Source organism: Ornithinimicrobium murale (assembly GCF_003352835.1).
GTDB classification, from domain to species: domain Bacteria; phylum Actinomycetota; class Actinomycetes; order Actinomycetales; family Dermatophilaceae; genus Ornithinicoccus; species Ornithinicoccus muralis.
The window spans coordinates 1-22,079 of the sequence record NZ_QLVD01000011.1; the positions used below are offsets into that span (position 1 = coordinate 1).

Annotated in this window: 19 protein-coding genes; 10 read left to right on the forward strand and 9 right to left on the reverse strand. The window is 68.0% G+C overall.

The features are described 5' to 3' along the window. Together DPQ65_RS04625 and DPQ65_RS04630 are read left to right on the forward strand one after the other, a co-directional pair. Positions 1-345, forward strand: a 345-nt coding sequence (locus DPQ65_RS04625) for an integrase core domain-containing protein (RefSeq protein ID WP_162802007.1), incomplete at its 5' end; no start/stop codon positions are given. Between the two features lie 42 nt (positions 346-387). Further along, on the forward strand, positions 388-573 hold the full coding sequence (locus tag DPQ65_RS04630) for an integrase (protein WP_114906222.1): 186 nt from the start codon (positions 388-390) through the stop codon (positions 571-573). Positions 574-590: 17 nt separating this feature from the next. On the opposite strand, the gene DPQ65_RS15505 is transcribed toward DPQ65_RS04630, so the two are convergent. From DPQ65_RS15505 to DPQ65_RS04640, 3 genes are read right to left on the reverse strand one after another with little or no spacing between them, the layout of a single operon-like run. Next, positions 591-734, reverse strand: coding sequence for a hypothetical protein (locus DPQ65_RS15505; RefSeq protein WP_162802008.1), 144 nt, complete (start codon positions 732-734; stop codon positions 591-593). Further along, positions 731-1,609 (reverse strand): IS3 family transposase, encoded by an 879-nt coding sequence (locus DPQ65_RS04635; protein ID WP_272947637.1) that lies wholly within the window; start codon positions 1,607-1,609, stop codon positions 731-733. The genes DPQ65_RS15505 and DPQ65_RS04635 overlap by 4 nt, the downstream gene beginning before the upstream one ends. A gap of 2 nt (positions 1,610-1,611) precedes the next feature. Then, positions 1,612-1,911, reverse strand: a complete 300-nt coding sequence (locus tag DPQ65_RS04640) for a transposase (protein WP_114906224.1) — start codon at positions 1,909-1,911, stop codon at positions 1,612-1,614. Positions 1,912-2,015: 104 nt separating this feature from the next. Here DPQ65_RS04640 and wecC point away from each other — a divergent pair, with 104 nt between their 5' ends. Genes wecC through DPQ65_RS04655 form a run of 3 tightly spaced genes read left to right on the forward strand, consistent with a single transcriptional unit; the run spans position 2,016 to position 6,018 of the window. Continuing rightward, the gene (wecC, locus tag DPQ65_RS04645) at positions 2,016-3,269 is read left to right on the forward strand and encodes a UDP-N-acetyl-D-mannosamine dehydrogenase (protein WP_114906225.1); all 1,254 of its coding nucleotides are present in this window, start codon (positions 2,016-2,018) and stop codon (positions 3,267-3,269) included. A gap of 27 nt (positions 3,270-3,296) precedes the next feature. Next, positions 3,297-4,226 carry a sulfotransferase domain-containing protein gene (locus DPQ65_RS04650; RefSeq protein ID WP_114906226.1) on the forward strand — a complete coding sequence of 310 codons (930 nt, stop codon included), beginning with the start codon at positions 3,297-3,299 and terminating at the stop codon, positions 4,224-4,226. Then, positions 4,219-6,018, forward strand: a complete 1,800-nt coding sequence (locus tag DPQ65_RS04655) for a heparinase II/III domain-containing protein (RefSeq protein ID WP_114906227.1) — start codon at positions 4,219-4,221, stop codon at positions 6,016-6,018. The genes DPQ65_RS04650 and DPQ65_RS04655 overlap by 8 nt, the downstream gene beginning before the upstream one ends. 10 nt (positions 6,019-6,028) lie before the next feature. Here DPQ65_RS04655 and DPQ65_RS04660 read toward each other — a convergent pair whose 3' ends face one another. After that, entirely contained in the window at positions 6,029-10,540 is a 4,512-nt protein-coding gene (locus DPQ65_RS04660) for a glycosyltransferase (RefSeq protein ID WP_114906228.1), read from the reverse strand. A 245-nt stretch (positions 10,541-10,785) separates the two neighbouring features. On the opposite strand from DPQ65_RS04660, the gene DPQ65_RS04665 reads away from it, so the two are divergent. Beyond that, on the forward strand, positions 10,786-11,910 hold the full coding sequence (locus DPQ65_RS04665) for a DegT/DnrJ/EryC1/StrS family aminotransferase (protein ID WP_114906229.1): 1,125 nt from the start codon (positions 10,786-10,788) through the stop codon (positions 11,908-11,910). After that, positions 11,910-12,944, forward strand: coding sequence for a Gfo/Idh/MocA family protein (locus DPQ65_RS04670; RefSeq protein ID WP_114906230.1), 1,035 nt, complete (start codon positions 11,910-11,912; stop codon positions 12,942-12,944). The genes DPQ65_RS04665 and DPQ65_RS04670 overlap by 1 nt, the downstream gene beginning before the upstream one ends. Positions 12,945-13,467: 523 nt before the next feature. On the opposite strand, the gene wecB is transcribed toward DPQ65_RS04670, so the two are convergent. The 5 genes from wecB to DPQ65_RS04695 are packed head-to-tail and all read right to left on the reverse strand — an operon-like array spanning position 13,468 to position 17,745. After that, positions 13,468-14,598, reverse strand: a complete 1,131-nt coding sequence (gene wecB, locus DPQ65_RS04675) for a non-hydrolyzing UDP-N-acetylglucosamine 2-epimerase (protein ID WP_114906275.1) — start codon at positions 14,596-14,598, stop codon at positions 13,468-13,470. Positions 14,599-14,621: 23 nt separating this feature from the next. Next, positions 14,622-14,924 (reverse strand): DUF4235 domain-containing protein, encoded by a 303-nt coding sequence (locus DPQ65_RS04680; protein WP_114906231.1) that lies wholly within the window; start codon positions 14,922-14,924, stop codon positions 14,622-14,624. Between the two features lie 22 nt (positions 14,925-14,946). Then, complete coding sequence (locus tag DPQ65_RS04685) at positions 14,947-15,729, reverse strand: ABC transporter ATP-binding protein (protein ID WP_114906232.1); 783 nt, start codon at positions 15,727-15,729, stop codon at positions 14,947-14,949. Then, positions 15,726-16,832: a taurine ABC transporter substrate-binding protein gene (locus DPQ65_RS04690; protein WP_114906276.1), complete on the reverse strand. Its 1,107-nt coding sequence runs from the start codon at positions 16,830-16,832 to the stop codon at positions 15,726-15,728. The genes DPQ65_RS04685 and DPQ65_RS04690 overlap by 4 nt, the downstream gene beginning before the upstream one ends. A gap of 13 nt (positions 16,833-16,845) precedes the next feature. Further along, positions 16,846-17,745, reverse strand: coding sequence for an ABC transporter permease (locus DPQ65_RS04695; RefSeq protein ID WP_114906233.1), 900 nt, complete (start codon positions 17,743-17,745; stop codon positions 16,846-16,848). 277 nt (positions 17,746-18,022) lie between these two features. On the opposite strand from DPQ65_RS04695, the gene DPQ65_RS04700 reads away from it, so the two are divergent. The 3 genes from DPQ65_RS04700 to DPQ65_RS04710 all read left to right on the forward strand — a co-directional run bounded on the left by DPQ65_RS04700 (position 18,023) and on the right by DPQ65_RS04710 (position 21,919). Then, positions 18,023-19,144, forward strand: coding sequence for a thiamine ABC transporter substrate-binding protein (locus DPQ65_RS04700; protein WP_114906234.1), 1,122 nt, complete (start codon positions 18,023-18,025; stop codon positions 19,142-19,144). Then, positions 19,120-20,796: an ABC transporter permease gene (locus tag DPQ65_RS04705; protein WP_238146685.1), complete on the forward strand. Its 1,677-nt coding sequence runs from the start codon at positions 19,120-19,122 to the stop codon at positions 20,794-20,796. The genes DPQ65_RS04700 and DPQ65_RS04705 overlap by 25 nt, the downstream gene beginning before the upstream one ends. Before the next feature lie 133 nt (positions 20,797-20,929). Further along, positions 20,930-21,919 (forward strand): ABC transporter ATP-binding protein, encoded by a 990-nt coding sequence (locus DPQ65_RS04710; protein ID WP_114906235.1) that lies wholly within the window; start codon positions 20,930-20,932, stop codon positions 21,917-21,919. Positions 21,920-22,079: the final 160 nt, after the last annotated feature.

Here is a 22,079-nt window from a genome sequence, read left to right on the forward strand (position 1 = left end):
GCGACCAACGTGGACTTCGCCGATAATGCTCTGTTCCATTCAGATCGCGGGTCTCAATATACAAGCGAGCAGTTTGCTAAACACCTAGGATCCCACGGGCTCACCGCGTCAATGGGCCGCACTGGCGTGTGCTGGGATAACGCAATGGCCGAATCGTTCTTCGCCTCGCTCAAGATCGAACTCGTCTACCGTACCGTGTTCCCGACCCGAAACAAAGCACGTCGGGCTATTGCGGAATACATCGAGGTGTTCTATAATCGGACCAGGCTGCACTCAGCGTTGGGCTACAAAAGTCCGTTGGAGTTCACCAACGAGTACAACCAAACCTACGCAATCGCCTCATAAGGCAAGCAAAGCTGCTGTCCGCCCAGAGCCCCTCAGACCACCGTGATCGCGCTCTGGCTCGGACACGAGCAGCCCGCGACCACCGCGCAGATCTACCTGCACGCCGATATGAGCCAGAAGCAGCGGGCCATCGCCGCCGTCACCCCGCCCGGCACAACCCCCGGACGCTATCGACCACCCGACCCCCTGCTCGCCTTCCGGCAATCCCCTGAAACCGTAGAGACCTGATTTTTGTGGGTTCTGCTCTACACGTGACCGGGTTCCCGCTCGTGCGCTGAGGGACCGCGCCCAGAGCCGGTGTCAGGGCTGGCCGGAGGCCACCCGAAGGGCTTGGCCTTGACGCCGGTGAGGACGGGGTCACACTTGGCGTGCGGGATCAGGTCGTTCATGCTGCTGGCTCCTGGTGTGCCAGCTCGTAGGCGATCGGGGAGATCATCCCCAGCGCGGAGTGGCGCCGGTCGTGGTTGTGCTCCTCGATCCAGGCCGGGACTCGTGCCCGGGCGGCGGCTTTGGTAGCGAAGTGCTCCAGATCTCGCAGCTCGAACTCCAGCGTGGAGTGCCACGATTCGATGACCGCGTTGTCCAGCGCTGAACCGCCCCTGCCCATGGACTGGGTGACCCCGACCCGGGTGCAGGCTGCCCGGAAGGTGCCGGCGGTGAACTCACTGCCCTGGTCGGTGTGCATGATGACTTCCGTGACCGCGGCCCTACCGCCGCGGACCGCGACCGCCATCTGCACCGAGGCCTGGGCCAGGTCGGCGTCGTGATGCTCACCCAGGGCAAACCCGACGATGCGACGTGAACCCATGTCCAGGATGCTGTCGAGGTAGAGCTTGCCCTCACCGGTAGGAATCTCGGCGCCATCGCCGTACCACTTGCGATTCACCGCCTCAGCGGCGAAGTCACGGTTGATCAGACCCGGTGCCCGCCACCGGCCCCGGCCCTGCCGGGTGGTGTTCTTGCGTCGCCGCTTGCGGCGGGCGGCCAGGCCGAGCTCGCCCATGATCGCCGCGACGGTGTTCTCACTCACGGTCCAGCCCTCATCACGCAAGTCAGCGGTGATCCTCGGCGAGCCGTAGGTGCCACGGTGCTGGGCGAACAGCCGGCCGATCTCAGTGGCCAGTTGCTTGCGGTGGGCGTGCTGGGCCGAGGCATCACCGTGGCGCCACTTGTAGAACCACGGCTGGGACACCCCCAGCGCGCCGCACCCAGTCGCGACCGGCACACCATGCTCGGCCCTCTGGGAAGCGATGAAGGCAGCCACGGCTACCGGCCCATCGCCTCGTCCACCCAGAGGGCCACGGAACGCTTGAGGACATCACGCTGCATCCGCAGCTCGGTGTTGTCCTTCCGCAGCCGGTTCAACTCGGCGCGCTCGTCCTCGCTCAACGCCGCGTTCCCACCGTCTCGCTCCGCACGAGCCTTGGCGCACCAGTTGCCCAGCGTGCCCTCGTTGACGCCCAACTCCCGGGCCACCTGCGCGACCGGCTTCCCGGTCTCGGTGACCTGTCGCACGGCACCCGCCTTGAAGTCCTCATCGAACTTCCGATACTGCCTCGTTGCCATCGCCGCTCATCTCCTCAAAGGCGATGTCTCCACGATACGAGGGGAAGCCCAGGATGCCCTCGCAGTAGTGTGGTCGGACGGTTTCTCGTAAGTGAGGGTATGGCATGGTGCAGCGAGTTGTTGTGATCGGTTTGGGGTATATCGGTTTGCCGACGGCGGCGATCTTGGCGAGCAACGGTGTCCACGTGGTGGGGGTGGATGTCAGCGACAAGCATGTTGATGCGGTGAATCGTGGTGAGGTGCCGTTCGTGGAGCCGGATCTGGGGATCCATGTGGCGGGGGCGGTGTCGAAGGGGTTGTTGTCGGCGCAGAAGGAGACGCCGGCGGCGGATGTGTTCATCATTGCGGTGCCGACGCCGTTCAAGGGTGGGCACGAGGCGGACCTGTCGTATATCGATGCGGCCACGGATGGGATCATCCCGCAGTTGTCTGGTGGGGAGTTGGTGATCTTGGAGTCGACGTCTCCGCCGGGGGCTACGGAGCGGGTGGGGGAGCGAATTCTGGCGGCGCGTCCGGAGTTGAACCTGAACGCGGAGCCGGATGCGCGGACGGTGGATGTGGCGCACTGTCCGGAGCGGGTGTTGCCGGGTCGGGTGATGATCGAGTTGGTGGAGAACGACCGGATCGTGGGCGGGTTGACGCCGCATGCGGCGCAGCGGGCGAAGGCGTTGTATGAGGTGTTCTGTCACGCGGACATCTTCTTGACGGATGCGACGACGGCGGAGATGGCGAAGCTGACGGAGAACAGTTTCCGGGATGTGAATATCGCGTTCGCGAATGAGTTGTCGATCATCAGTGAGCGGTTGGGGATTGATGTGTTTGAGTTGATCGAGTTGGCGAACAAGCACCCGCGGGTGAACATCCTGCAGCCCGGTCCGGGGGTGGGTGGGCACTGCATCGCGGTGGATCCGTGGTTCATCGTGTCTTCGACGCCGGAGCAGGCGCAGTTGATCCGCACGGCCCGTGAGGTGAATGACTCCAAGCCGGGTTATGTGATCTCGAAGGTTCTTGAGGCGGTGGAGGGCGAGGAGTCGCCGGTCGTGGCGGCGTTGGGGTTGGCGTTCAAGCCGGACATTGATGACATGCGGGAGTCGCCGGCGTTGGACATCACGAGGTTGCTGGTTGAGGCGTTGCCGCAGGGCAAGGTGTTGGCGGTGGAGCCGAACGTGGAGGAGCTTCCGGCCAAGTTGGCCGGACACACCAACCTCGAACTCGCCCCTCTGACTGACGCGGTCGCACAAGCCGATGTTGTCGTGCTCCTGGTCGATCACCGCGAATTCAAGGCCATGGACACCACCGCCCTCGAGGGCAAGGCAGTCATCAACACCCGCGGCACCTGGCGCTCGTTGGAAGCCTGATGTGGCCGTCCTGACCCGGAGGTGACGATGACAGAGGCGACGGCCGAGTCTTCCGAAGACGCAGGCCTGCTGTTCGACGCCTACTGCGCAGCGCCCGAGCGCTACTGGCCAGAGCGTTCTCAACGGCAGGCACAGAAACTGGCAAAGCACCTGGATCGTGTCGCCCAGACGCTCCAGTCGCGCCGCACTCTGGTCCCGCGGACCATGGTCGAGTTGGCGCGACGACGCGCCGGCGCACGTCGGCCAACGGTCTACCTCGTCAACATCGGCAGCTCCGGGTCGCACTGGCTCGAGGAGATGCTCGTCAGGGGGGCGGGCATGCTTGGTGCAGGGGAGGTCTACCTGCCACCCTCCATGGATGACCCGGTCAGTGGCCTCGCGCCTCGCGAAGCCGAGATCTTCATCGATGCGCTCCACGTGCTCCATGCCGGTGGCGTCGCTCCGGATGAGGCCGCGAGTGTGATCAACTCGCAGCATTCTGTGCGGCCGCAGGCTTTCTCAGCGGACACGGACGCTCGGCATGTCCTGCTCCTCCGGGACCCGATTGACGTGTGTCTATCCCGCACCTTCCGCAAGGACGAGTACCGGCAGGATGTCGCCCCGCAGGCCGAGGACGTGGCGTACCTGCGGTCCAACGTCGCCAAGGTGAAATCGTTCCTGACCGCGGCACAGCGTCAGGACTTTGATCTGGTGATCCGTTATGAGGATCTTCTCGTGGACCCGGTGCCCTCGCTGATGGCGGTCAGCACGCTCACGAGCACACCAACCCAGGAGGCGCGTCTGCGCCAGGTGGCTGAGCAGCAGTCCGCGGAGCAACTGACTGCCAGCGGCGGTGCTGCCGCCACCAACCTGTTCACCGGCAGGCGGCGGCGCTATCCCGCGAGCGCCGAGAGGCTCGCGCACCGTGAGCTGGGGCCGTTGCGAGCCTCCTTCGGCTACCCCCCTCCGCATGACTGAGCGCGTCGAGGGTGTGCGGCCGAGCCGTGAGTTGGTGGACCGTTTCGTACCGGTCGTCAAGGACCAGGCGGCTCGTCAGCGTGCAGAGAAGTTCTTGACCGAGGGCATCATCGCCGCGCGTGACTTCCCCGACATCAGCTATGACAACGGGCTGTGCTGGGCGGCCGAACTGCCGCGTGCGCACGGCCGCCATCTGCATGGGTTGCTCTTCCTCGCCGACTGGCATGCGACGGTGCTGAGCGCTGACCAGGCCCCGCCCGCCACACGCCAGCGCGCAGTCACCCAGGCGGCTGCCCTGGTGCTCCGGTGGTCCGACGTCGCGGACGCGGTCCGGGACAGCTCGATGGCGTATCACGACGAGACGACGGCCCAGCGGCTGCTGCAGGTCTGCCGTCTCCTCGACGACCATGCCGCTGACATCGATCCCGAGGCCCGGGACAGACTCGTCGCGCTCGCGACGTCCACGGCTGAGCTCCTGGTCACTGATGAGTTCTATGCCGGTGTCAACAACCACGGCATGTTCCAGGACCTGGCCCTCTTCCGGTTCGCCGCCAGTGGCGACTGGCTCGCCCACACATCGTTGATCGAGACGTCCGTGCAGCGGGCGACGGAGCGACTGTTGGACTACTTCACCGCAGCCTTCACCCCCGACGGCGTGCACGTCGAGAACAGCCCGGCCTACCACTTCATGGTGGCTCGGAGCCTGCGCGACGTCATCCCCGTCATCCGTGCCGTCGGCCCCTCCAGGGCAGCACAGCTGGAGGCGATCTACCGGGGCGCCGAGCGATTCGCGGTGCACTCGATCATGCCGGACGGGACGATCGCGCCGTTGGGTGACACTAAGGTGATGACCGTCGCGCGGACCGGCCACAGCACAACCTTCCCGGGGCAGGCCTTTCGCTATGCCATCACCCGCGGCAAGGACGGTGAGGCGCCCGCTGAGCGCTCCGCAGTCTTCTCCCGGGGAGGCTACGCGATGCACCGCACCGGCTGGGGTGACGCGGATGCCTACGTCATGACCTTCAAAGCGGCCTACCTAGCGCAATACCACCACCACTGCGACGATCTGGCCCTGACGCTCTTCGGACGCGGCCGCTGGCTGCTGTCCGAGGCCGGCCCCAACGGCTATGACTACAAGAACCCGCTGACCAAGTATGCCTACTCCCAGCACGCCCACAACGTGGTCCTGATCGACGGGAGGTCACTGCCCCGCGTCGACAAGAAGCCAGGCGGAGTGGCCCTGGTCGACCGCACCAACGAGCCGGCACCATCGCAGCAGGGCCGGCCACGCGCCCTGAGCAGGGTCCGTGCCCTGCTAGGACGGGCCGCCAAGCAGGCCGCAGCCACGCGCTCGGCGGATCCCGCGCCGCTCCTGCGAGTGACGGGCACCAACACGCGGTTTGCCGCGTCCCGCCACGAGCGGACGATCACGGTCACCGAGCCCGCCGGGCACCTGCACCTCACCGTGGAGGACACGGTGGAGCACCAGGACGGCCAGGAGCACGACCACGAGGTGCTGTGGCATGTGGGGCCCGGTGTTGAGGTCACCCTGCGCAGCGACAGCGCCGAGCTCACCCTCGATGAGTCCACCGTGCTGACCCTCACCTGGAGCAGCGATGCGGACACCACGGCGAGGCTGGTGAAGCCGCGCGCTACGGGGCGGGTGCAGGCCATGCGGTTCCCGAGATTCGGGCGGCACGAGCTAAGCGCCGTGATCAGCATCGCGAGCCGCGGGCCTCACCTCAGGCTGGTCACCAGCATCAGCGCTCCGGACCAGACCCGCCTCACCTGAGCAGTCGCGCTCAGCCGAGCGCGACTGCAGCCAGCCGGCGGAACACCTCGGCCGCCTCGAACCGTGCCCGCACCACAGCCTGGATCGGTTCGGGGTCGCGGGGTGCTGTGTCGATGCGCTCCACGATCTGCCCGGTCGTGGAGCTGAGCCAGTCGCGCGGATAGATCAGGTCGGAGCCGTCCCAGGCGAGCACGGCGGGCAGCGCGCCACTCGCGGCACCGTCAGCGATGGTGAGGTGGAAGGACTCGAAGTCGCTCACGCTGAGGGCCACGCCGATCTTGCGATACCACTGCGCCATGTCGTCCCCGTGGCCGTCGAGCATCACGGTCTCTGGCCGGTCAGCGTTGAGCCGGTCGATCCGGGCGAACTGCGCGTCAAACCAGGCGAGTTCGTCCGGTCGATCCTTCATCCACGGCAGGTCGGCGGGCAGTTTGCCCTTGATCCGCAGCGTGTAGTCCTCGCCCCGCTCCTTGAGCCCTTCCACGACGTCCAGGGCAAGATCGAGCCGCTTGCGCTCGGGCAGGATCCCGACCAGGCCGATGGTCCGGTGGGCGTCTGCGGTCTTGGGCAGTGCCAGCGCCTCCACCGGGACCCCGTTGGGGACGACCAGACTGCGCTCGCGGGGCACACCGTGGCCGCGGATGGCGGCTCCTCGGATGAGCTCCCCGACGAAGACGTAGGCATCGACGTTGGCGTGCTCGGTCCGCGCGAGATAGGGCCGGTCGAGTTCTTGCAGGTGCACGCGGACGACGAGGCGCTGGTCGGGGCGGACGTGGCGGGAATACCACTCCAGGTTGCCCAGGCCCCACTCGCAGAAGACGGTGTCGGCGCTGGCCAGCAGATCGAGGGAGCGCTCCTCATCGTGCTGGGTGTGGTTGTCCCAGACGTCCAGGTCGACCCGCGCGCCGCTGTCCTGCAGCGCCTCAATGAGCCCGCCGGCGAACTTCAGGTCGTGCCCGGCCACCACAACCCGCGTCCCTGTATGCCGATCGCTGACTTCGGTCGGTTCCTCCCGAGAGTCTGTGGTCGCCTGTGCGACCTGCACCGGAGTCAGGAGGTGCAGTCCAGCGACGCCGCTGGCCGTGAGGGCCTGGGCGACGGAGGCCTGCTCTCGTGTGACCTTGTGGGACACCAGGTCCCAGCGGGCTTCTGGCTGATCGGCGGGCTCGGAGATCGGGTCCGCCTCATGCAGCCGCGGATCTGGTCCGGCCTCCAACGCCTCCCAATCGCCATAGCGGGTGGCCAGCAGCAGATCCTCAAACCAGGTGCGGGGCCGCACTTCATCGAGGACACCGACCCAGTCGGCCGTGAGACCGGTGGGACCCGCCACAACCTCGACTCCCGCGGCCTTGAGGAGGCCAGTGACCGTGCCGTTGCTCCCCTCGAGGGCGACCTGGGCGGGACGCACGGACTGCGCGAGCAGCGACTCCACCAGGTGACCCACGCCCGCCTGGGCGTCCGGGGAGTCCAGCACCACGGCATACGACGGCAGGGTCGGCCCGGTGATGGCAAGCCCCGCGGTGCGAGCCAGGATGGTCAGCGCGGTGTCGGCGGTGTGTGACCTGAGCACGCTGCGCAGCTGCAGCCACGCCTCCCGCAGCCGTTCCTGCGGGTCGTTGGCCCAGGTGTGCAGGTGGGCGCTCCAGACTGCGGGGTCGGCGGACGTGGGGATGGCTGAGCCGAAGGTCTCGTTGACGCCACGTCCGGGGCCCGACAGCACCACTCCTCCAGACGCCGCAACCTCCACGACGCGGCGGGAGAACATCGAGGGGGAGTCGGCCACGGAGTTGACGTTGAGGCTGGCCAGGTGACTCTTGTAGGACTTGAGCACCTCGGCATACGGAAGGCTGCCCTGAACGTGAGCCGTGAACCTGGGCGGGAAGTGATAGGGCGAGTCGGGGTTGTCCGCCTGCCGGTCATAGATCGTCAGACCGTGTGGCTGTGCGGCGGTGAGCATCGAGGCGAGCTCTCGGGAGCGCTGCGCATAACGGTCGCCGTAGTAGGTGCCGGCGTAGGCGACGGTCGGCTCGAACGGGCGGTCCGTGGGCAGCGGGTTGTGGATTCTGGGCTGGGCATAGAACGGCAGGGCGGAGACGGTGCGGAGGGTGGGCTCGCCGTGCTCGAGGTAGGCCGGGATGCGCCCGGCATCGGTGGTGAAGATGTGGTCGCACAAGGCTGCGGTGCCGACGAACCGGTTGAAGTGGACCGGGTCCTCCTTGTTCCAGAACACCGAGGGGATCCCCAGCTCGCGGGCCGCCGTCAGCAGGTCGACGATGTCCTGGTGCTCCTCGGGCTCGTACTGCCCCACGCCGCGGTGCCACTGGCCCCCGTTACCCTCCCACGCCGACTCGATGAAGACGAGGTCCAGGTCGGTGAGCTGCTCTCGCCAGGAGACCCGTCCCAGCGGTGTCACCTGGACGCTGGCCTGCAGGGTTGTGGTGGTGAACTCGTCGGCGATCAGGCCGACCCGCAGGCTGGCGAGGGTGCGCGAGTCTTTGGTGCTGACCGCGTCGTCGTGGTTTCGCTGCGCCTGCTGGTGGGTCCCTGCGACCTCGGGGGCGACGTGGGCCCACGTGCGGTGGTCCAGGCACCAGAGACGACCGGCACGGCCAAGGTTGAGCCGCAGGTCCTTGTCATCGATGAGCTCCAGCAGTGCCCCGGCGAGGGCGTCCGCGTCGCCGGCGGGGACAAGCCGGGCGCGGTCCTGGTCGTCCCCCGCGAACACGCGATGGGGGGACACGTCAGACAGGACCAGGGCCTTGCCGGCGCTCAGCGCCTCGAGTGGCTTCAGCGGTGAGACCATCTCAGTGACCGGCAGGGACAGCCGGGGCAGCGGCATGATGTCGATCGTGCTGAGCAGGCGGGGGATCTGCGTCTGCGGCAGCCGCCCGAGGAAGCGCACCCGGTCGGTGATGCCGAGCTCTTGGGCGCGAGCCTTGAGTGCTGCCTCGGCGGGCCCGGAGCCGGCCAGCACGACCTGGAAGCGGTGGGCCTGCTCGGGGTCCTCCCGCCGGGTCATCAGGGCGACCGCGTCGAGCAGGACGCTCAGGCCCTCGTAGTCGACCATGCTGCCGGTGAAGCCGATGACGGGCCGATCCGTGTGGATGCCCTGCTCACGCGCGTAGGCCGCGTCGGTGGGAAGCGGCAGATAGACGTCGGTGTCGACGGCGTTGGGAGCCAGCGAGATCCGCTCCGCGGGGACGCCACGCCGGATCAGCTCCTGGCGGGTCTCCTCGGTGATCGCCAACACAGCGTCCGCCTCGGTCGCGACGAGGGTCTCCAGCTCGACGTGCTGGGCATAACGCTCGGTCTGGTCCCAGCCCGTTTTCGTCGAGGCCTCCGTGATCTCCCAGAGCCCACGCACCTCATAGACAAAGGGCACCCCCAGGCGGCGTGCCGCGATGAGGGCGGGCAGGGCGGTGCGGAAGTTGGATGCGGCGTGGATCAGGCTGGGTCTCAGCAGGCGGGCTTCGCGGACGAAGGCGTCTGCGGCCTCCAGGACGAAGTGGTCAAAGGGGGTCGCGTCGACGGAACTTCCCGGCAGGTGCACGTAGGTCACGCCGTCGAGCTGCTCGGACTGCCGGACGCGATCGGGCTTGGCAGTGTCGGTCGAGGAGTCCCAGGGATAGCCAGGGCGGGCGACGACGCACACGTCCTCGCCGCTGGCCAGCAGGCCCGTCGCCATGCCGTGTGTGCGGATCGAATAGCCATTCGTGTTGAAGACCGGCGTGGAGTGCGCGCAATACATGATGCGCCCACGCTCGGGGAGGTAGGCGACCCCATGGGCACGCGGGGGCAACTCGATGCCGCGCTGATCGACCCGGTCACCGCCCAGGATGCGGCGCGGCAGGATGGCGTCCGTTCCGGTGAATTCCTCGACCACCTCGGCGTGGCGCTCCAGGAGGCGGGCCAGGTCGCTGACCCGTCCCTCCTGAAACCAACCCCGCGACAGCACGGCCTTCAGGCTGTCCGTGCTGGGCTCGCGCTCCAGCCAGTCCTTGAGCTCCTCAAAACTGTAGTCCGAGAGCCGCAACGTGGTCTCTGACTGCGACGTTAGGGGAGGCCGCCGCGTGCCGGGCGGCGCTGTGGCCGCCGTCTCCGCTACCCAGCTGCCTGTGTCGGAACCCACCGCGCCACCCCCAACCAAGCTGGGCTGCGTCGGAATCGAGTTCTTACCGCCGCCCCGGCCCCAACGCATACCGAGGGGGTCCGCGATGCGCTTGCCCATCCGGTAGGACCGGGACCCGCGCACCCGCTTGAGGTCGGCCTTGAGTCGCGCACTCTCCTTGCGATAGGCCTTGAGGGAGCCATGAGCCGTGCCGAGCCGCCGCGTGAGATCTGCATTTTGGGCCTGCAATGCGACGAGCTGCTGCTTTAGCTCAGCGAGGTGGATGCTCTGCTGGACGTCCCGGTCGCGGAGCTCCTGGTAGTGGCTGGGTGCTTCCGGGTCGGCTGCGAAGGCGGCTGCCAGGACACTGCGCAGGGAGGCTTCGTCCCGTGCCTCGTCCGCGTGAAAGTTCACCAGTCAGCTCCTCTCATCGTCGCCTCACCGACCCCATCCTGCCAGGCACCCGCAGACCTGGGTGGGTGTACTCCTCGGGCAGGGCCACCCGTAGCCGCCAGGCTTGGGGGCTTCCTCGCTGCCCTGTGTGCGAGTCAGGAATTGAGGCGTGGATTTGGATGAAGTGCAGACGTCCGGCGGGACATGCCTAGTTCCAGAGGCAGAACAGTTAGGCTTCCGACAGCGACAACGAAACGGAGTGATCTATGAGCGAGTTGGCCATGATCCCGGCGGCCAAGCCGATCATCGGGGATGAGGAGCGCGAGGCCGTCGACCGCGTCATGCGGTCGGGGATGGTGGCGCAGGGGCCGGAGGTCGCGGCGTTCGAGCAGGAGTTCGCCGAGCAGGTGGTCGGTGGGCGCACCTGTGTCGCGGTCAACTCGGGCACCTCGGGGCTGCACCTCGGCCTGCTCGCTGCGGGGGTCGGTCCCGGCGATGAGGTGATCGTGCCGTCCTTCACCTTCGCGGCGACGGCCAACTCGGTTGCGCTGACCGGCGCGACGCCGGTCTTCGCCGACATCGAGGCCGACACCTTCAACCTGGCCCCGGAGAGCGTGCGCGCGGCGATCAACGACAACACCGCGGCGATCATGCCGGTGCACCTGTATGGTCACCCGGCCGACATGACCTCACTGCAGAGGATCGCCGATGAGGCGGGCGTGCAGGTGTTCGAGGACGCCGCGCAGGCGCACGGGGCGCAGTATGCCGGGGCGCCGGTCGGCAGTTTCGGCGCCTTTGCGATGTTCAGCCTGTATCCGACGAAGAACATGACCTCGGGTGAGGGTGGGATGGTCTCGTGCGCGGACGAGGAGATGGCCCGCGGGATCCGGTTGCTGCGCAACCAGGGCATGGAGGCGCAGTACGCCAACGAGATCGTTGGCCTGAACAACCGGATGACGGACATCCACGCTGCCATCGGGAGGGTGCAGCTGACCAAGGTCGGGGCCTGGACGGCCACGCGCCAGGAGAACGCCGCCTGGTTGGACGCGAACCTGGGCGGCATCGACGGGGTCGTGGTGCCGTCGGTGCGCGAGGGGTGCACGCACGTCTATCACCAGTACACGATCCGCCTCGATGGTGCCTCGGGGCAGGAGCGGGACCGGGTCGTCGCGGCCCTGCGCGAGGAGCACAAGGTCGGCTGCGGTGTCTACTATCCGACGCCCAACCACGAGCTGGTCTCGCTGCACAGGTTCGCTCCGGAGCACGATCTGCCGGAGACGGCCCGGGCCGCCGCCGAGGTGATCAGCCTGCCGGTCCACCCCTCGCTGTCCCAGGGCGACCTGGACCGGATCGCCGCGGCCGTGGCCGACGCCGTGAAGGCAGGTGCGTGATGACCGATCAGCTCCAGGGCCGGGCCGGGGCGGGCGCGCTGCCGGAGGGCCAGACGATCCGGATGGGTCTGATCGGGCTCGGGGCGATGGGCCGCCACCACGCCCGGGTGATCCGTGAGGTCCAGGGCATGGAGCTGGTGGCGGTGGCCGATGCCCAGGGTGACAAGCACGGTGTCGCCGGGGGCCTGGAGGTGCAGCCTGACGTCGAGTCACTGATCGCCCAGGGCATCGACGCGGCGATGGTGGCGGTGCCGACCTATCTGCACGAGCCGGTGGGCCTGGCGCTGGCGCAGGCGGGCGTGCACGCGATGATCGAGAAGCCGATCGCCGCAACCTTTCAGGAGGGTGAGCGGGTCGCCGCGGCCTTCGAGTCGGCGGGGCTGGTCGGCTGCGTGGGCTATGTCGAGCGGTGCAACCCCGCGCTGCTGGAGATGCGGCACCGGATCGAGGCCGGTGAGCTGGGCAACGTCTATCAGATCACCACCTCGCGCCAGGGGCCCTTCCCGGCACGGATCGCTGACGTCGGGGTGGTCAAGGACCTGGCCACGCACGATGTCGACCTCACGTCCTGGATCGCCCAGTCTCCCTACGCGCTGATCAGTGCGCAGGTGACCCACCGCTCCGGGCGCGAGCACGAGGACATGGTCGTCGCGTCCGGCCGGTTGCAGAACGGCACGATCGTCAACCACATCGTCAACTGGCTCTCGCCGCTGAAGGTCCGCGAGACCGTCGCGACCGGCGAGAAGGGCTCCTTCATCGCCAACACCCTCTCCGGTGACCTGACCTTCGTGGCCAACGGTGACGTCCGCTCCGAGTGGGACATTGACCGCCAGTTCAAGGGTGTCTCTGAGGGAGACTCGATCCGTTATGCGATCGCCAAGCGTGAGCCGTTGCGGGTGGAGCAGGAGAACTTCCGGGACCGCCTGTGGGGCAGAGAGTCCGAGTCGGTGAGCATGGCCGAGGGTGTGCACGCCCTGAAGGTCGTCGAGGCGGTGCTCAAATCAGCGAGCACGGGCCGCAGTGTTGGTCTTTGAAGGGACGTCTCTGCCGGTTGAACTGCACGTGCCGCCGGTCTTGGCAGCCAGGGGGCATGAGATCGGGCGTATCTTGCAAGGGCGGCGGAGCCAGACTTCATCTGATCTAGTTGGTCGTCGATAGAGGAAGTCGAATCTTGAGTGCCACTGGGCTGGGTCTCGCCGTGAACACCGTGGTGGAAGGCAAGACTAGCCCGAGGTAGGCGGACCAGCCTCCGAAGGCGACCTTGGGTGCAGTCCTCCGCTTGAACTTGGACCGCACTTTCCGTGCGGGGCCGTCCAACTCCGAGATCGCCCGAGAGTTCTGGATAATCGAACTTGCGGAGACGAGCACCACCCAACACCCCGCCGTGCAGTAGTTTCTGCCTGTCGCAACTTGGGCATTCACGGTCTGCTTCCCGGGAACGTGTGTGCCGACGACGCAGGCATGGGCGAAACTGACGGAGAACTTCGTCCAGTAGGTGAGCGTGGCGTTTGGTGCCCATTCGCGGTCGCCCGCCAGGCCACACTGCAGGTTTGAAACTCAGCCGCCGAACTCGGCGGGACGCTCGGTGCCGTTGAGCAGGTGCGAGATGGCGGCCACGCTCCGTGCCGCCGCCTTGCCGTCGCCATAGGGATTCACGGCGTTGGCCATCGCATCGAAGGCCGCGGTGTCGTCCAGGAGGGCCGTGACTTCGGTGACGATCCGCTCCTCGTCCGTGCCGATGAGCTTCACGGTGCCGGCCTCGACCGCCTCGGGCCGCTCGGTGTTCTCGCGCATGACGAGGACGGGCTTGCCGAGGGAGGGAGCCTCCTCCTGGACACCGCCTGAGTCGGTGAGCACCACCGTGGAGGCTGCCATCACGCGGGTGAACTCGCCATAGGCCAGCGGTTCAGTGACCAGAACGTTGGTGAGGCCTTCGAGGTGCGGCAACACAGCCTCACGCACGATGGGATTGCGGTGCGCCGGCAGCACGATCGTCAGGTCGGGATAGCGCTCGCCGAGTCGGCGCAGGGCCCGGCCGACGCCCTGCATGGCGTCGCCCCAGTTCTCCCGGCGGTGCGTGGTGACCAGCAGGATCTGGTCGCCGTCGGCGACGTGCTTGGCCAAGCGCTCGTCCGCGATCGGCAGGCCCTGCTCCACGGTGTGCAGGAGGGCGTCGATGACCGTGTTGCCCGTGATGACGATCAGGTCCTCGGCGATGCCCTCGCGGGTCAGGTTGGCCTTCGACGTGGAGGTGGGGGCCAGGTGCAGCCCCGCCACCTGCGTCGTGATCTTGCGGTTGGCCTCCTCCGGGAAGGGGGAGTGGATGTTGCCGCTGCGCAGGCCGGCCTCCAGATGGACCACCGGGATCTGACGGTAGAACGCTGCGATCGAGGCGGCCGCGACCGTCGAGGTGTCACCCTGCACCAGGACGGCGTCGGGCGCGTTCTCCAACAACACCGGGTCGAGGCGCTCGAAGACCTTGGCCATGAGCACGTTGAGCGTCTGTCCGTGCGCGAAGACGTCGAGGTCAAAGTCGGGGGCGATCCCAAAGATGTCGTTGACCTGGTCGAGCATCTCGCGGTGCTGGCCGGTCACTGCCGTGAGCGACTCGAACTGGTCGCTGGCCTCGAGGGCCTTGATGACCGGAGCTACCTTGATGGCCTCGGGTCGGGTGCCATAGATGGTCATCACCCGCTTGGGAGAGGTCACGTCTACTTCGCCTTGGCCTGCGCTGCTTCGCGCGACTGCTGCAGAGCCTGCGGGAGGTGGCCGGTGGACTTCTCGTAGAGCCTGGTGGCCTGGCGGTTGGCGATCAGCCGGCTGAGGCCCACGATCGCTCCGGAGAGCACCGCGAAGGCGATGGCTTCCTTGATGTCGATGTCCGGGTCCTCGGGGTTGCTCGGGGAGTCGCCGCCGGAGACGAACTTCCATGTCCCGTCGGTCAGTTTGCGCGCGACCACGCTCGCCCCGACGGCCGCGCCAGCCGCCATCACCTTCCACATCAAGTTACCCATGGCCCCTAGCCTGCCACGACCACTACGCCGGTGCCTGCCCGGTATAGATCGTGTCCGCGATCCGGTCGCGCAGGGCCACGAACTCCGGGGTGGAGCGCAGCTCCTTGCCGGGGAGCACGCGGCCGTACTGCTGGGAGATCGTCACGGGCTCGTCCAGGACGACGCGGCCCGGCCGGGGGCTCATCACCAGGACCCGGTCGCCCAGGAAGACGGCCTCTTCCACGCTGTGCGTGATGAAGAAGATGGTCTTCCGACGCTCGCGGGAGATCTGTAGCAGGTCCATCTGCAGGCGCTCACGGGTCAAGGCGTCGAGCGCGCCGAAGGGTTCGTCCATCAGGATGATCTCTGGGTCGTTGGCCAGGACCCGTGCGATCTGGGCCCGTTGCTGCATGCCGCCGGAGAGCTCATAGGTCTTCTGGTCCTCGAAGCCAGCCAGCCCGACCAGGTCGAGGCACCGCTGCCCGGTCTCGCGGCGCTCGGCGGCGCCAACGCCGCGGAACTTGAGCCCGAGCTCGACGTTCTTGCGCACGGTCAGCCACGGATAGAGGTTGGCCTGTTGGAAGACCACACCCCGCTCCCAGGAGGGTCCGGTGATGAGGGAGTCGTTCACCCGGGCCTGCCCGCCGGTTGGGCGCAGGAAACCGGCGAGGATCTTCAGCAGCGTGGTTTTCCCACACCCCGAGGGGCCCACGACGCACACGAACTGCCCGGCCGGCACGTGGAGTGAGGTGTCTGCCAGGGCGTGGACGACCTCCCCGCTGTCGGTGATATACCGCTGCGAGACCTCGTCCAGGGTGAAACTCACTGACCGGCGACCTTGGCGATCGCGTCGGTGTAGATCGCTGCCTCGTAGTCCTCGGCCGGGTTGACCTCGTCGATCTCCTCCTGAGTGACCAGGAAGTCGGCCGTGTTGATCAGGTCCTGTGCCAGCTGGCCACCGAAGTAGTCCTCGCCGGCCTGCTCTGCGGCGGGCAGGAAGGTGTAGCCCCCGAGCTGGTCAAGGACCTCCTCGGTGGGGATGCCCAGCTGCACGCCGATCGACTCGGCTGCGGCGTCCGGGTCATCCAGAATCATCTGGACGGCCTGGTCCTGCAGCGCGGTCCAGACCTCCATGAACTCCGGGTTCGCCTCGACGAACTCCGTGGTGGCTCCCGCCAGGTCGAAAGTGGGGGCACCGGCCTCGGCCGTGTCGGCGGCGGACAGGATGATCTGGCCGCTCTCGGTCAGCAGGGGCAGCGTGGGTGCCCACACCCAGGCCGCGTCGATCTCCTGGCGCTCCCAGGCCGCCAGCATGGCGTCCGGGGAGAGGTTGATCAGCTCGACGTCCGCCGGGGACATGCCGTCCCGCTCCAGCGCGGCCAGCAGTGAGTAGTGGGCGGTGGACGCGAACGGCACGGCGATGGACTTGCCGGCCAGGTCGGCGAGGCTCTCTCCGCCACCCTCCTGCACCACCAGCGACTCGGCCTCGCCGATCACGTCGTGGATCCAGATGACCTGCATGTCGATGTTGTTCGGGGGAGAGACCGCCTTCGTGGCGGGGCTGGAGCCGACCAGGCCGAGGTCGACCGACCCGGAGCCGAAGGCCTGCACCATCTCCCCGCCCGAGGCGACCTTGACCCACGAGACGGTGGCATTCGGCATACAGGCCTCGAGCCATCCCAGGTCCCGCACCACCAGGTCCCCGTTCGGGATCGGCTGGTAGCCGACCTCCACGGTGGTGTCGATGTCCTCGTTGACGTCCACCGGGCACTCGCTGGCAGCGCCAGCGTCGCCGGAGGCCTCCTCGTCGTCCGGGTTGCTCGAGCGGCCCTCGTCAACACACCCTGCGAGCAGGATGCCGGCGGCCGCGACGAGGGCGGCGCCCCGGGCGGACCGGGCACGGGTGACTGCAGAACGGCGTGTGGTCATGGTCTTCTCCTTGTCAGGCCCTGCCATACCAGGGCACCAGCAGCGTGCCCAGGTGTTTCAGCAGGGCATCGAGCGCCACGGCCGCCAGGCCGATGACGATGATGCACGCGATGGTCAAAGCGGTCTGTAGTTGTTGTCCGGAGACGTAGGCCAGGCCGCCGATGCCGGGGATGCCGGCGTTCAGTTCAGCCGCCACGACGGTGGTCCACGCAAAGCCCACCGCGATCCGGATGCCGCCGATCACCTCGGGCAGGGTGGCGGGCAGCACGATGTAGCGCCCCACCTGCCACCGACTGGCCCCCATCGAGCGGGCGGCGTGGATGCTGTCCTCCCGCACGCCACGCACGCCATTGATCGTGGCGATCACGATCGGCGGGAACGCGGCGAGGAAGAGCAGCCAGTACTTGCTGGTGTTGCCGATCCCGAACCAGACGATCAGCAGACCGATGTAGCCCAGCGGCGGCAGCGACCGCAGGAAGTTGAGGTAGGGCTCGAGAGCGGTGTTCAGCCATTCGATGCTGCCCATCAGGAACCCGACCAGCGGGCCCAGCGCGATCGCCACGCCCACCCCGACCGCGATGCGCTGCATCGAGGCAATCAGGTGCTCCCACATGTAGTAGTTCTGCTCGCCACACACCGACCGGCCACTATCCAGCTCACGACAGGTGTTGGCCTGGATGAAGGCGTCCCAGACCGCGGCCGGGGAGGGAAGATACAACGCCGGCACCAAGGCGAACCGGGTGACCAACCACCAGATGCCGAGCGCGATGAGCAGCACCGCAAAACTCAACCCGAACTTACGGACCCGCTGAGCACGCCGGCTACGACGATGGTCAGCGGCAACACGCAACGACTGACCGAGCGGGTCGGTCTCGGGGACGACGCTGGCCTCGTCCTGGTTCGGTCCGGTCATGGGCGCTCGCCCCGTGCTTCCGTTGAGTGACAACTCCGGTGGGGAAGCCTAAACCACGCAGCAGGCTCAGGGGTGCTCGCCACACGGTCGGGCAGGCTTCACGGACCAGGAACACGTCATCTACAGTGGCAGGCACGACAGGGGAGCGCACCAGCGCTGAGAGTGCGGCATCGGCCGCAGACCCTCGAACCTGACCCGGCTAGCACCGGTGGAGGAAGTCGAGTCTCAGGTGGGTTGGTCCCACCGCCCCTCCTGCTGTCCGAGGAGGATCAACATCATGCAGTATGCCGACACGCGCCACCGCGGCGCCGTTCGCCTGGCCGCCGGGCTGGGTCTCATGCTCGCCGTCAGTGGGTGCACCCTGCTGGGCGGGGAGGAGGAGCCGGCGCAGACCGGCCCAAACCTCCCCGAGAACGCGCAGAGCACGAGCCAGCCCTCCCCACAGAATGGGGAGGTCGTGCTCGTCACGCACGAGTCGTTCAACCTGCCCGAGGAGGTGCTCCAGAACTTCACCGAGCAGACCGGCTACGAGGTGGTCGTGCAAGCCTCCGGCGACGCCGGCGCGCTGACCAACCAACTGGTGCTCACCCAGGGCAGTCCCATCGGGGACGCCGTTTTCGGGATCGACAACACCTTCGCGAGCCGCGCGGTCAACGAGGGGGTCCTGTCGGCATACAGCCCCTCGGACCTGCCGCCGGAGGTGAGCGAGCACGCCCTGCCCGGTGACGCGGCCACCTATCTGACACCCGTCGACTACGGCGACGTCTGCATCAACGTCGACGACGCCTGGTTCGAGGCCGAGGGCATCGAGCCCCCGCAGACCCTGCAGGACCTGACGGACCCGACCTATCAGGACCTGTTTGTCACCTCGGGGGCGAGCTCCTCCAGCCCGGGTCTGGCCTTCCTGATCGCCACCGTCGGTGAGTTCGGGCAGGACGGCTGGCAGGACTACTGGCGCGACCTGATGGCCAACGGTGCGGTGATCACCTCCGGCTGGTCGGACTCCTACGGCGTCGACTTCACCTTCAGCGGCGGCGACCGGCCGATCGTTCTCTCCTACGCCTCCAGCCCGCCCTTCACCATTCCGGAAGGCGGCGACGAGCCGACCACCAGCGCGCTGCTGGACACCTGCTTCCGCCAGGTGGAGTATGCCGGCGTCCTCGAGGGCGCCGCCAACCCGGAGGGGGCCCAGGCGCTGGTCGACTTTCTGCTGACCGACGAGGTGCAGGCGGCCATCCCGGACTCGATGTACGTCTACCCCGTCACCGACGTCGCGCTCCCCGAGCTGTGGGCGCAGTGGGCCGACGTGGCGCAGGAGCCGATCGAGGTCGACCCTGAGCTGATCGAGGAGAACCGGGAGGACTGGGTGCGCGAGTGGGCCGACATCACCACCGGCTAGTCCCCGAGCGACTGGTCCCCGCCCTGGGGGTCACGCTGCTGGCCCTGCTGCCGCTGGCCTTCCTGACGGTCTTCTTCGTGCTGCCCGTGGGCGGGATGCTGGTGCGCGGCTTCTATCCGGACGGCGCCTGGGACCTCTCCGGGGTCGGGGAGGTCCTCGGGCGGGACCGGACCGCTCGGGTGCTGGGATTCACCATCGGTATGGCGACACTCGGCACCGCGCTGACTCTCACCCTGGGTCTTCCGCTGGCTTTTGTGCTCTATCGGTTGGTCTTTCCCGGCCGGGCGCTGCTGCGGGCGATCGTCGTCATGCCCTTCGTGCTGCCCACGGTGGTGGTCGGCGTGATGTTCCGTGCCCTGCTCTCCAGCGGTGGGCCGTTGGGCTTTCTGGGCTGGGACCGCAGTTGGACGGCGATCCTGCTGGCCTTTGTCTTCTTCAACCTGGCCGTCGTGGTGCGCACCGTCGGTGGCATGTGGGAGGGACTGGACCGACGGGCCGAGGAGTCCGCCGCGGCGCTCGGCGCGTCGCCGACGCACGTCTTCCGGACGGTCACACTGCCGGCGCTGCTGCCCTCGATCGTCTCGGCCGGGACGCTGGTCTTCCTGTTCTGCTCGACGGCGTTCGGGGTGGTGCTGACGCTGGGCGGGTTGCGCTACGGCACGATCGAGAGCGAGATCTATCTGCTGACCACCGAGTTCCTCGACCTGCAGGGGGCTGCCGTGCTGTCGGTGATCCAGCTGCTGGCGGTCGTGGTCATGCTGACCCTGGCGGCTCGTGCCCGGGCCCGTTCCGAGGCCACGACCGACCGGGCGGCCGCCCGCTCGGTGGCCCGCAGGCCGCGCGCTGGTGACGCACCCCTGCTGGTGGTGGCCGGGCTGGTCGTGGCCTTCGTGCTGACCCCGGTGCTCACGCTGGTGCTGCGCTCGCTGCGCGGTGGCAGTGGGTGGACCCTGGAGCACTACCGCTCCCTGGGTGACGCCGGTGCGTCACCGGCGATGCGGGTGAGCATCCTGGACGCCGTGCAGAACTCGCTGAGCACGGCGGTGGACGCCACCATGATCGCCATGGTGCTCGGAGTGTGCGTGTCGATCGTCGTCTCGCGCCGCCCCCGTGCAGCCTGGGCGAGTCGGCTGGTGTCGGTCCTGGACGGAGCCTTCATGCTGCCGCTGGGCATCTCCGCGGTAACCGTGGGATTCGGTTTTTTGATCACCCTGGACCGGCCGCCCCTGGACCTGCGGACCTCGGCGGTCCTCGTGCCCATCGCGCAGGCCCTGGTGGCGCTCCCGCTCGTGGTGCGCACCATCACCCCTGTGCTCCGCTCGGTCGACCCACGGATCCGGCAGGCCGCCTCGGCGCTGGGAGCGCCCCCGATGCGGGCGGCGTGGACCGCTGAGGGGCCGGTGCTCGGGAGGCCCCTGCTGGCAGCCACCGGCTTCGCGTTCGCCGTCTCCCTCGGCGAGTTCGGAGCCACCAGCTTCCTGGCGCGGCCCGACCGGCCTACGGTGCCGGTCATGATCTATGACCTGATCAGTCGGCCCGGCGTCGAGAACATGGGGATGGCCCTGGCCGCCTCCGTGGTGCTCAGCCTGCTCACCGTGACCGTGATGGGTGTCGTCGAGCGACTCCGTGTCGGCAGTGTGGGGGCCTTCTGATGCGACCACCCCACCGCCTGATGCGACCACCCCACCGCCTGATGCGACCACCCCACCGCCTGATGCGACCACCCCACCGCCTGATGCGACCACCCCACCGCACCAACCGGATGACGATTCTGGAGGTCCGTTGATGTTGCGGCTGGACCAGTTGAGTGTCCGCTTCGGTGATCTCGTCGCCGTCGACGAGGTCTCCCTCGCACTGCCCGCGGGGGAGGTGCTCGCGGTGCTCGGCCCTTCCGGCTGCGGCAAGTCGACGTTGCTGCGGGCGATCGCTGGGCTGGAGGACCTCGCCGGTGGGCAGATCAGCCTGGACGGGAAAGACCTGGCCGGGGTGCCCACGCACCGGCGGGGCTTCGCCCTGTTGTTCCAGGACGGCCAGCTCTTCCGCCACCTTGATGTCGCCGCCAACATCGCCTATCCGCTGCGCCTGCGCGGGGTCGACCGATCGGAGACCAGCGCACAGGTGGTGGACCTGTTGGAGACCGTCGGCCTGCCGGACTATGCCAACCGCGACGTCACCACCCTGTCCGGCGGTGAGCAGCAGCGGGTCGCCCTCGCCCGGTCCCTGGCCGCCGAGCCGCGGGTGCTCCTGCTCGACGAGCCGCTGTCCGCCCTCGACCGGTCGCTGCGCGAGCGCCTGGCCGGTGACCTGCGCAGCATTCTCACCGGCACACGCACCACGGCCCTACTGGTCACCCACGATCACGATGAGGCCTTCACGCTCGCCGACCGGATGGCGGTGATGCTGGAGGGGCAGATCGTCCAGCACGGGCCGACCCAACGGGTGTGGACCGAGCCGGTCGACCGCCGGGTGGCCGAGTTCCTCGGCTTCAGCACGTTCCTGGTGGGCAACCCGGCCGAGCAGGTGGCAGCCGCTGCCGGTCTTCCCAACCGCTCCCGGGCTCCTCTGGCGCTGCGCAGGTCGGCTTTGCGGGTGGACCCGGAGGGCGAGTTGAAGGCCACCGTCCGCCGGGCCGTTGCGATCAGCGACGCCGTGCGCGCTGACCTCGAGCTTGATGGTGTTGGGCCGGTGGAGGCGCTGGCTGCCCAGGACGCAGTCCTCACTCCGGGCGACCGCGTGCGGGTGCGCCCGGACCGCGCCGGCATGGCCCTGCTCTGACCCCGCGGCTCCAGCCGCCTCACGTGGACGCTTCGGGCGCCCTCTCCCTCCGGCTCTCGGGGCTTCAGCCGCCCTCTCCCTCCGGCTCTCGGGGCTTCAGCCGCCCTCCCTCCGGCTCCCGGGGCTTCAGCCGCCCTCTCCCTCCAGCCCTCGGCGTGTC

Coding starts and splice junctions, on each gene's coding strand:
- DPQ65_RS15505 (WP_162802008.1), bottom strand. CDS start 734: ATGAACGACCTGATCCCGCACGCCAAGTGTGACCCCGTCCTCACCGGC.
- DPQ65_RS04640 (WP_114906224.1), bottom strand. CDS start 1,911: ATGGCAACGAGGCAGTATCGGAAGTTCGATGAGGACTTCAAGGCGGGT.
- wecC (WP_114906225.1), top strand. CDS start 2,016: ATGGTGCAGCGAGTTGTTGTGATCGGTTTGGGGTATATCGGTTTGCCG.
- DPQ65_RS04650 (WP_114906226.1), top strand. CDS start 3,297: ATGACAGAGGCGACGGCCGAGTCTTCCGAAGACGCAGGCCTGCTGTTC.
- DPQ65_RS04655 (WP_114906227.1), top strand. CDS start 4,219: ATGACTGAGCGCGTCGAGGGTGTGCGGCCGAGCCGTGAGTTGGTGGAC.
- DPQ65_RS04665 (WP_114906229.1), top strand. CDS start 10,786: ATGAGCGAGTTGGCCATGATCCCGGCGGCCAAGCCGATCATCGGGGAT.
- DPQ65_RS04670 (WP_114906230.1), top strand. CDS start 11,910: ATGACCGATCAGCTCCAGGGCCGGGCCGGGGCGGGCGCGCTGCCGGAG.
- wecB (WP_114906275.1), bottom strand. CDS start 14,598: ATGACCATCTATGGCACCCGACCCGAGGCCATCAAGGTAGCTCCGGTC.
- DPQ65_RS04680 (WP_114906231.1), bottom strand. CDS start 14,924: ATGGGTAACTTGATGTGGAAGGTGATGGCGGCTGGCGCGGCCGTCGGG.
- DPQ65_RS04690 (WP_114906276.1), bottom strand. CDS start 16,832: ATGACCACACGCCGTTCTGCAGTCACCCGTGCCCGGTCCGCCCGGGGC.
- DPQ65_RS04695 (WP_114906233.1), bottom strand. CDS start 17,745: ATGACCGGACCGAACCAGGACGAGGCCAGCGTCGTCCCCGAGACCGAC.
- DPQ65_RS04700 (WP_114906234.1), top strand. CDS start 18,023: ATGCAGTATGCCGACACGCGCCACCGCGGCGCCGTTCGCCTGGCCGCC.
- DPQ65_RS04710 (WP_114906235.1), top strand. CDS start 20,930: ATGTTGCGGCTGGACCAGTTGAGTGTCCGCTTCGGTGATCTCGTCGCC.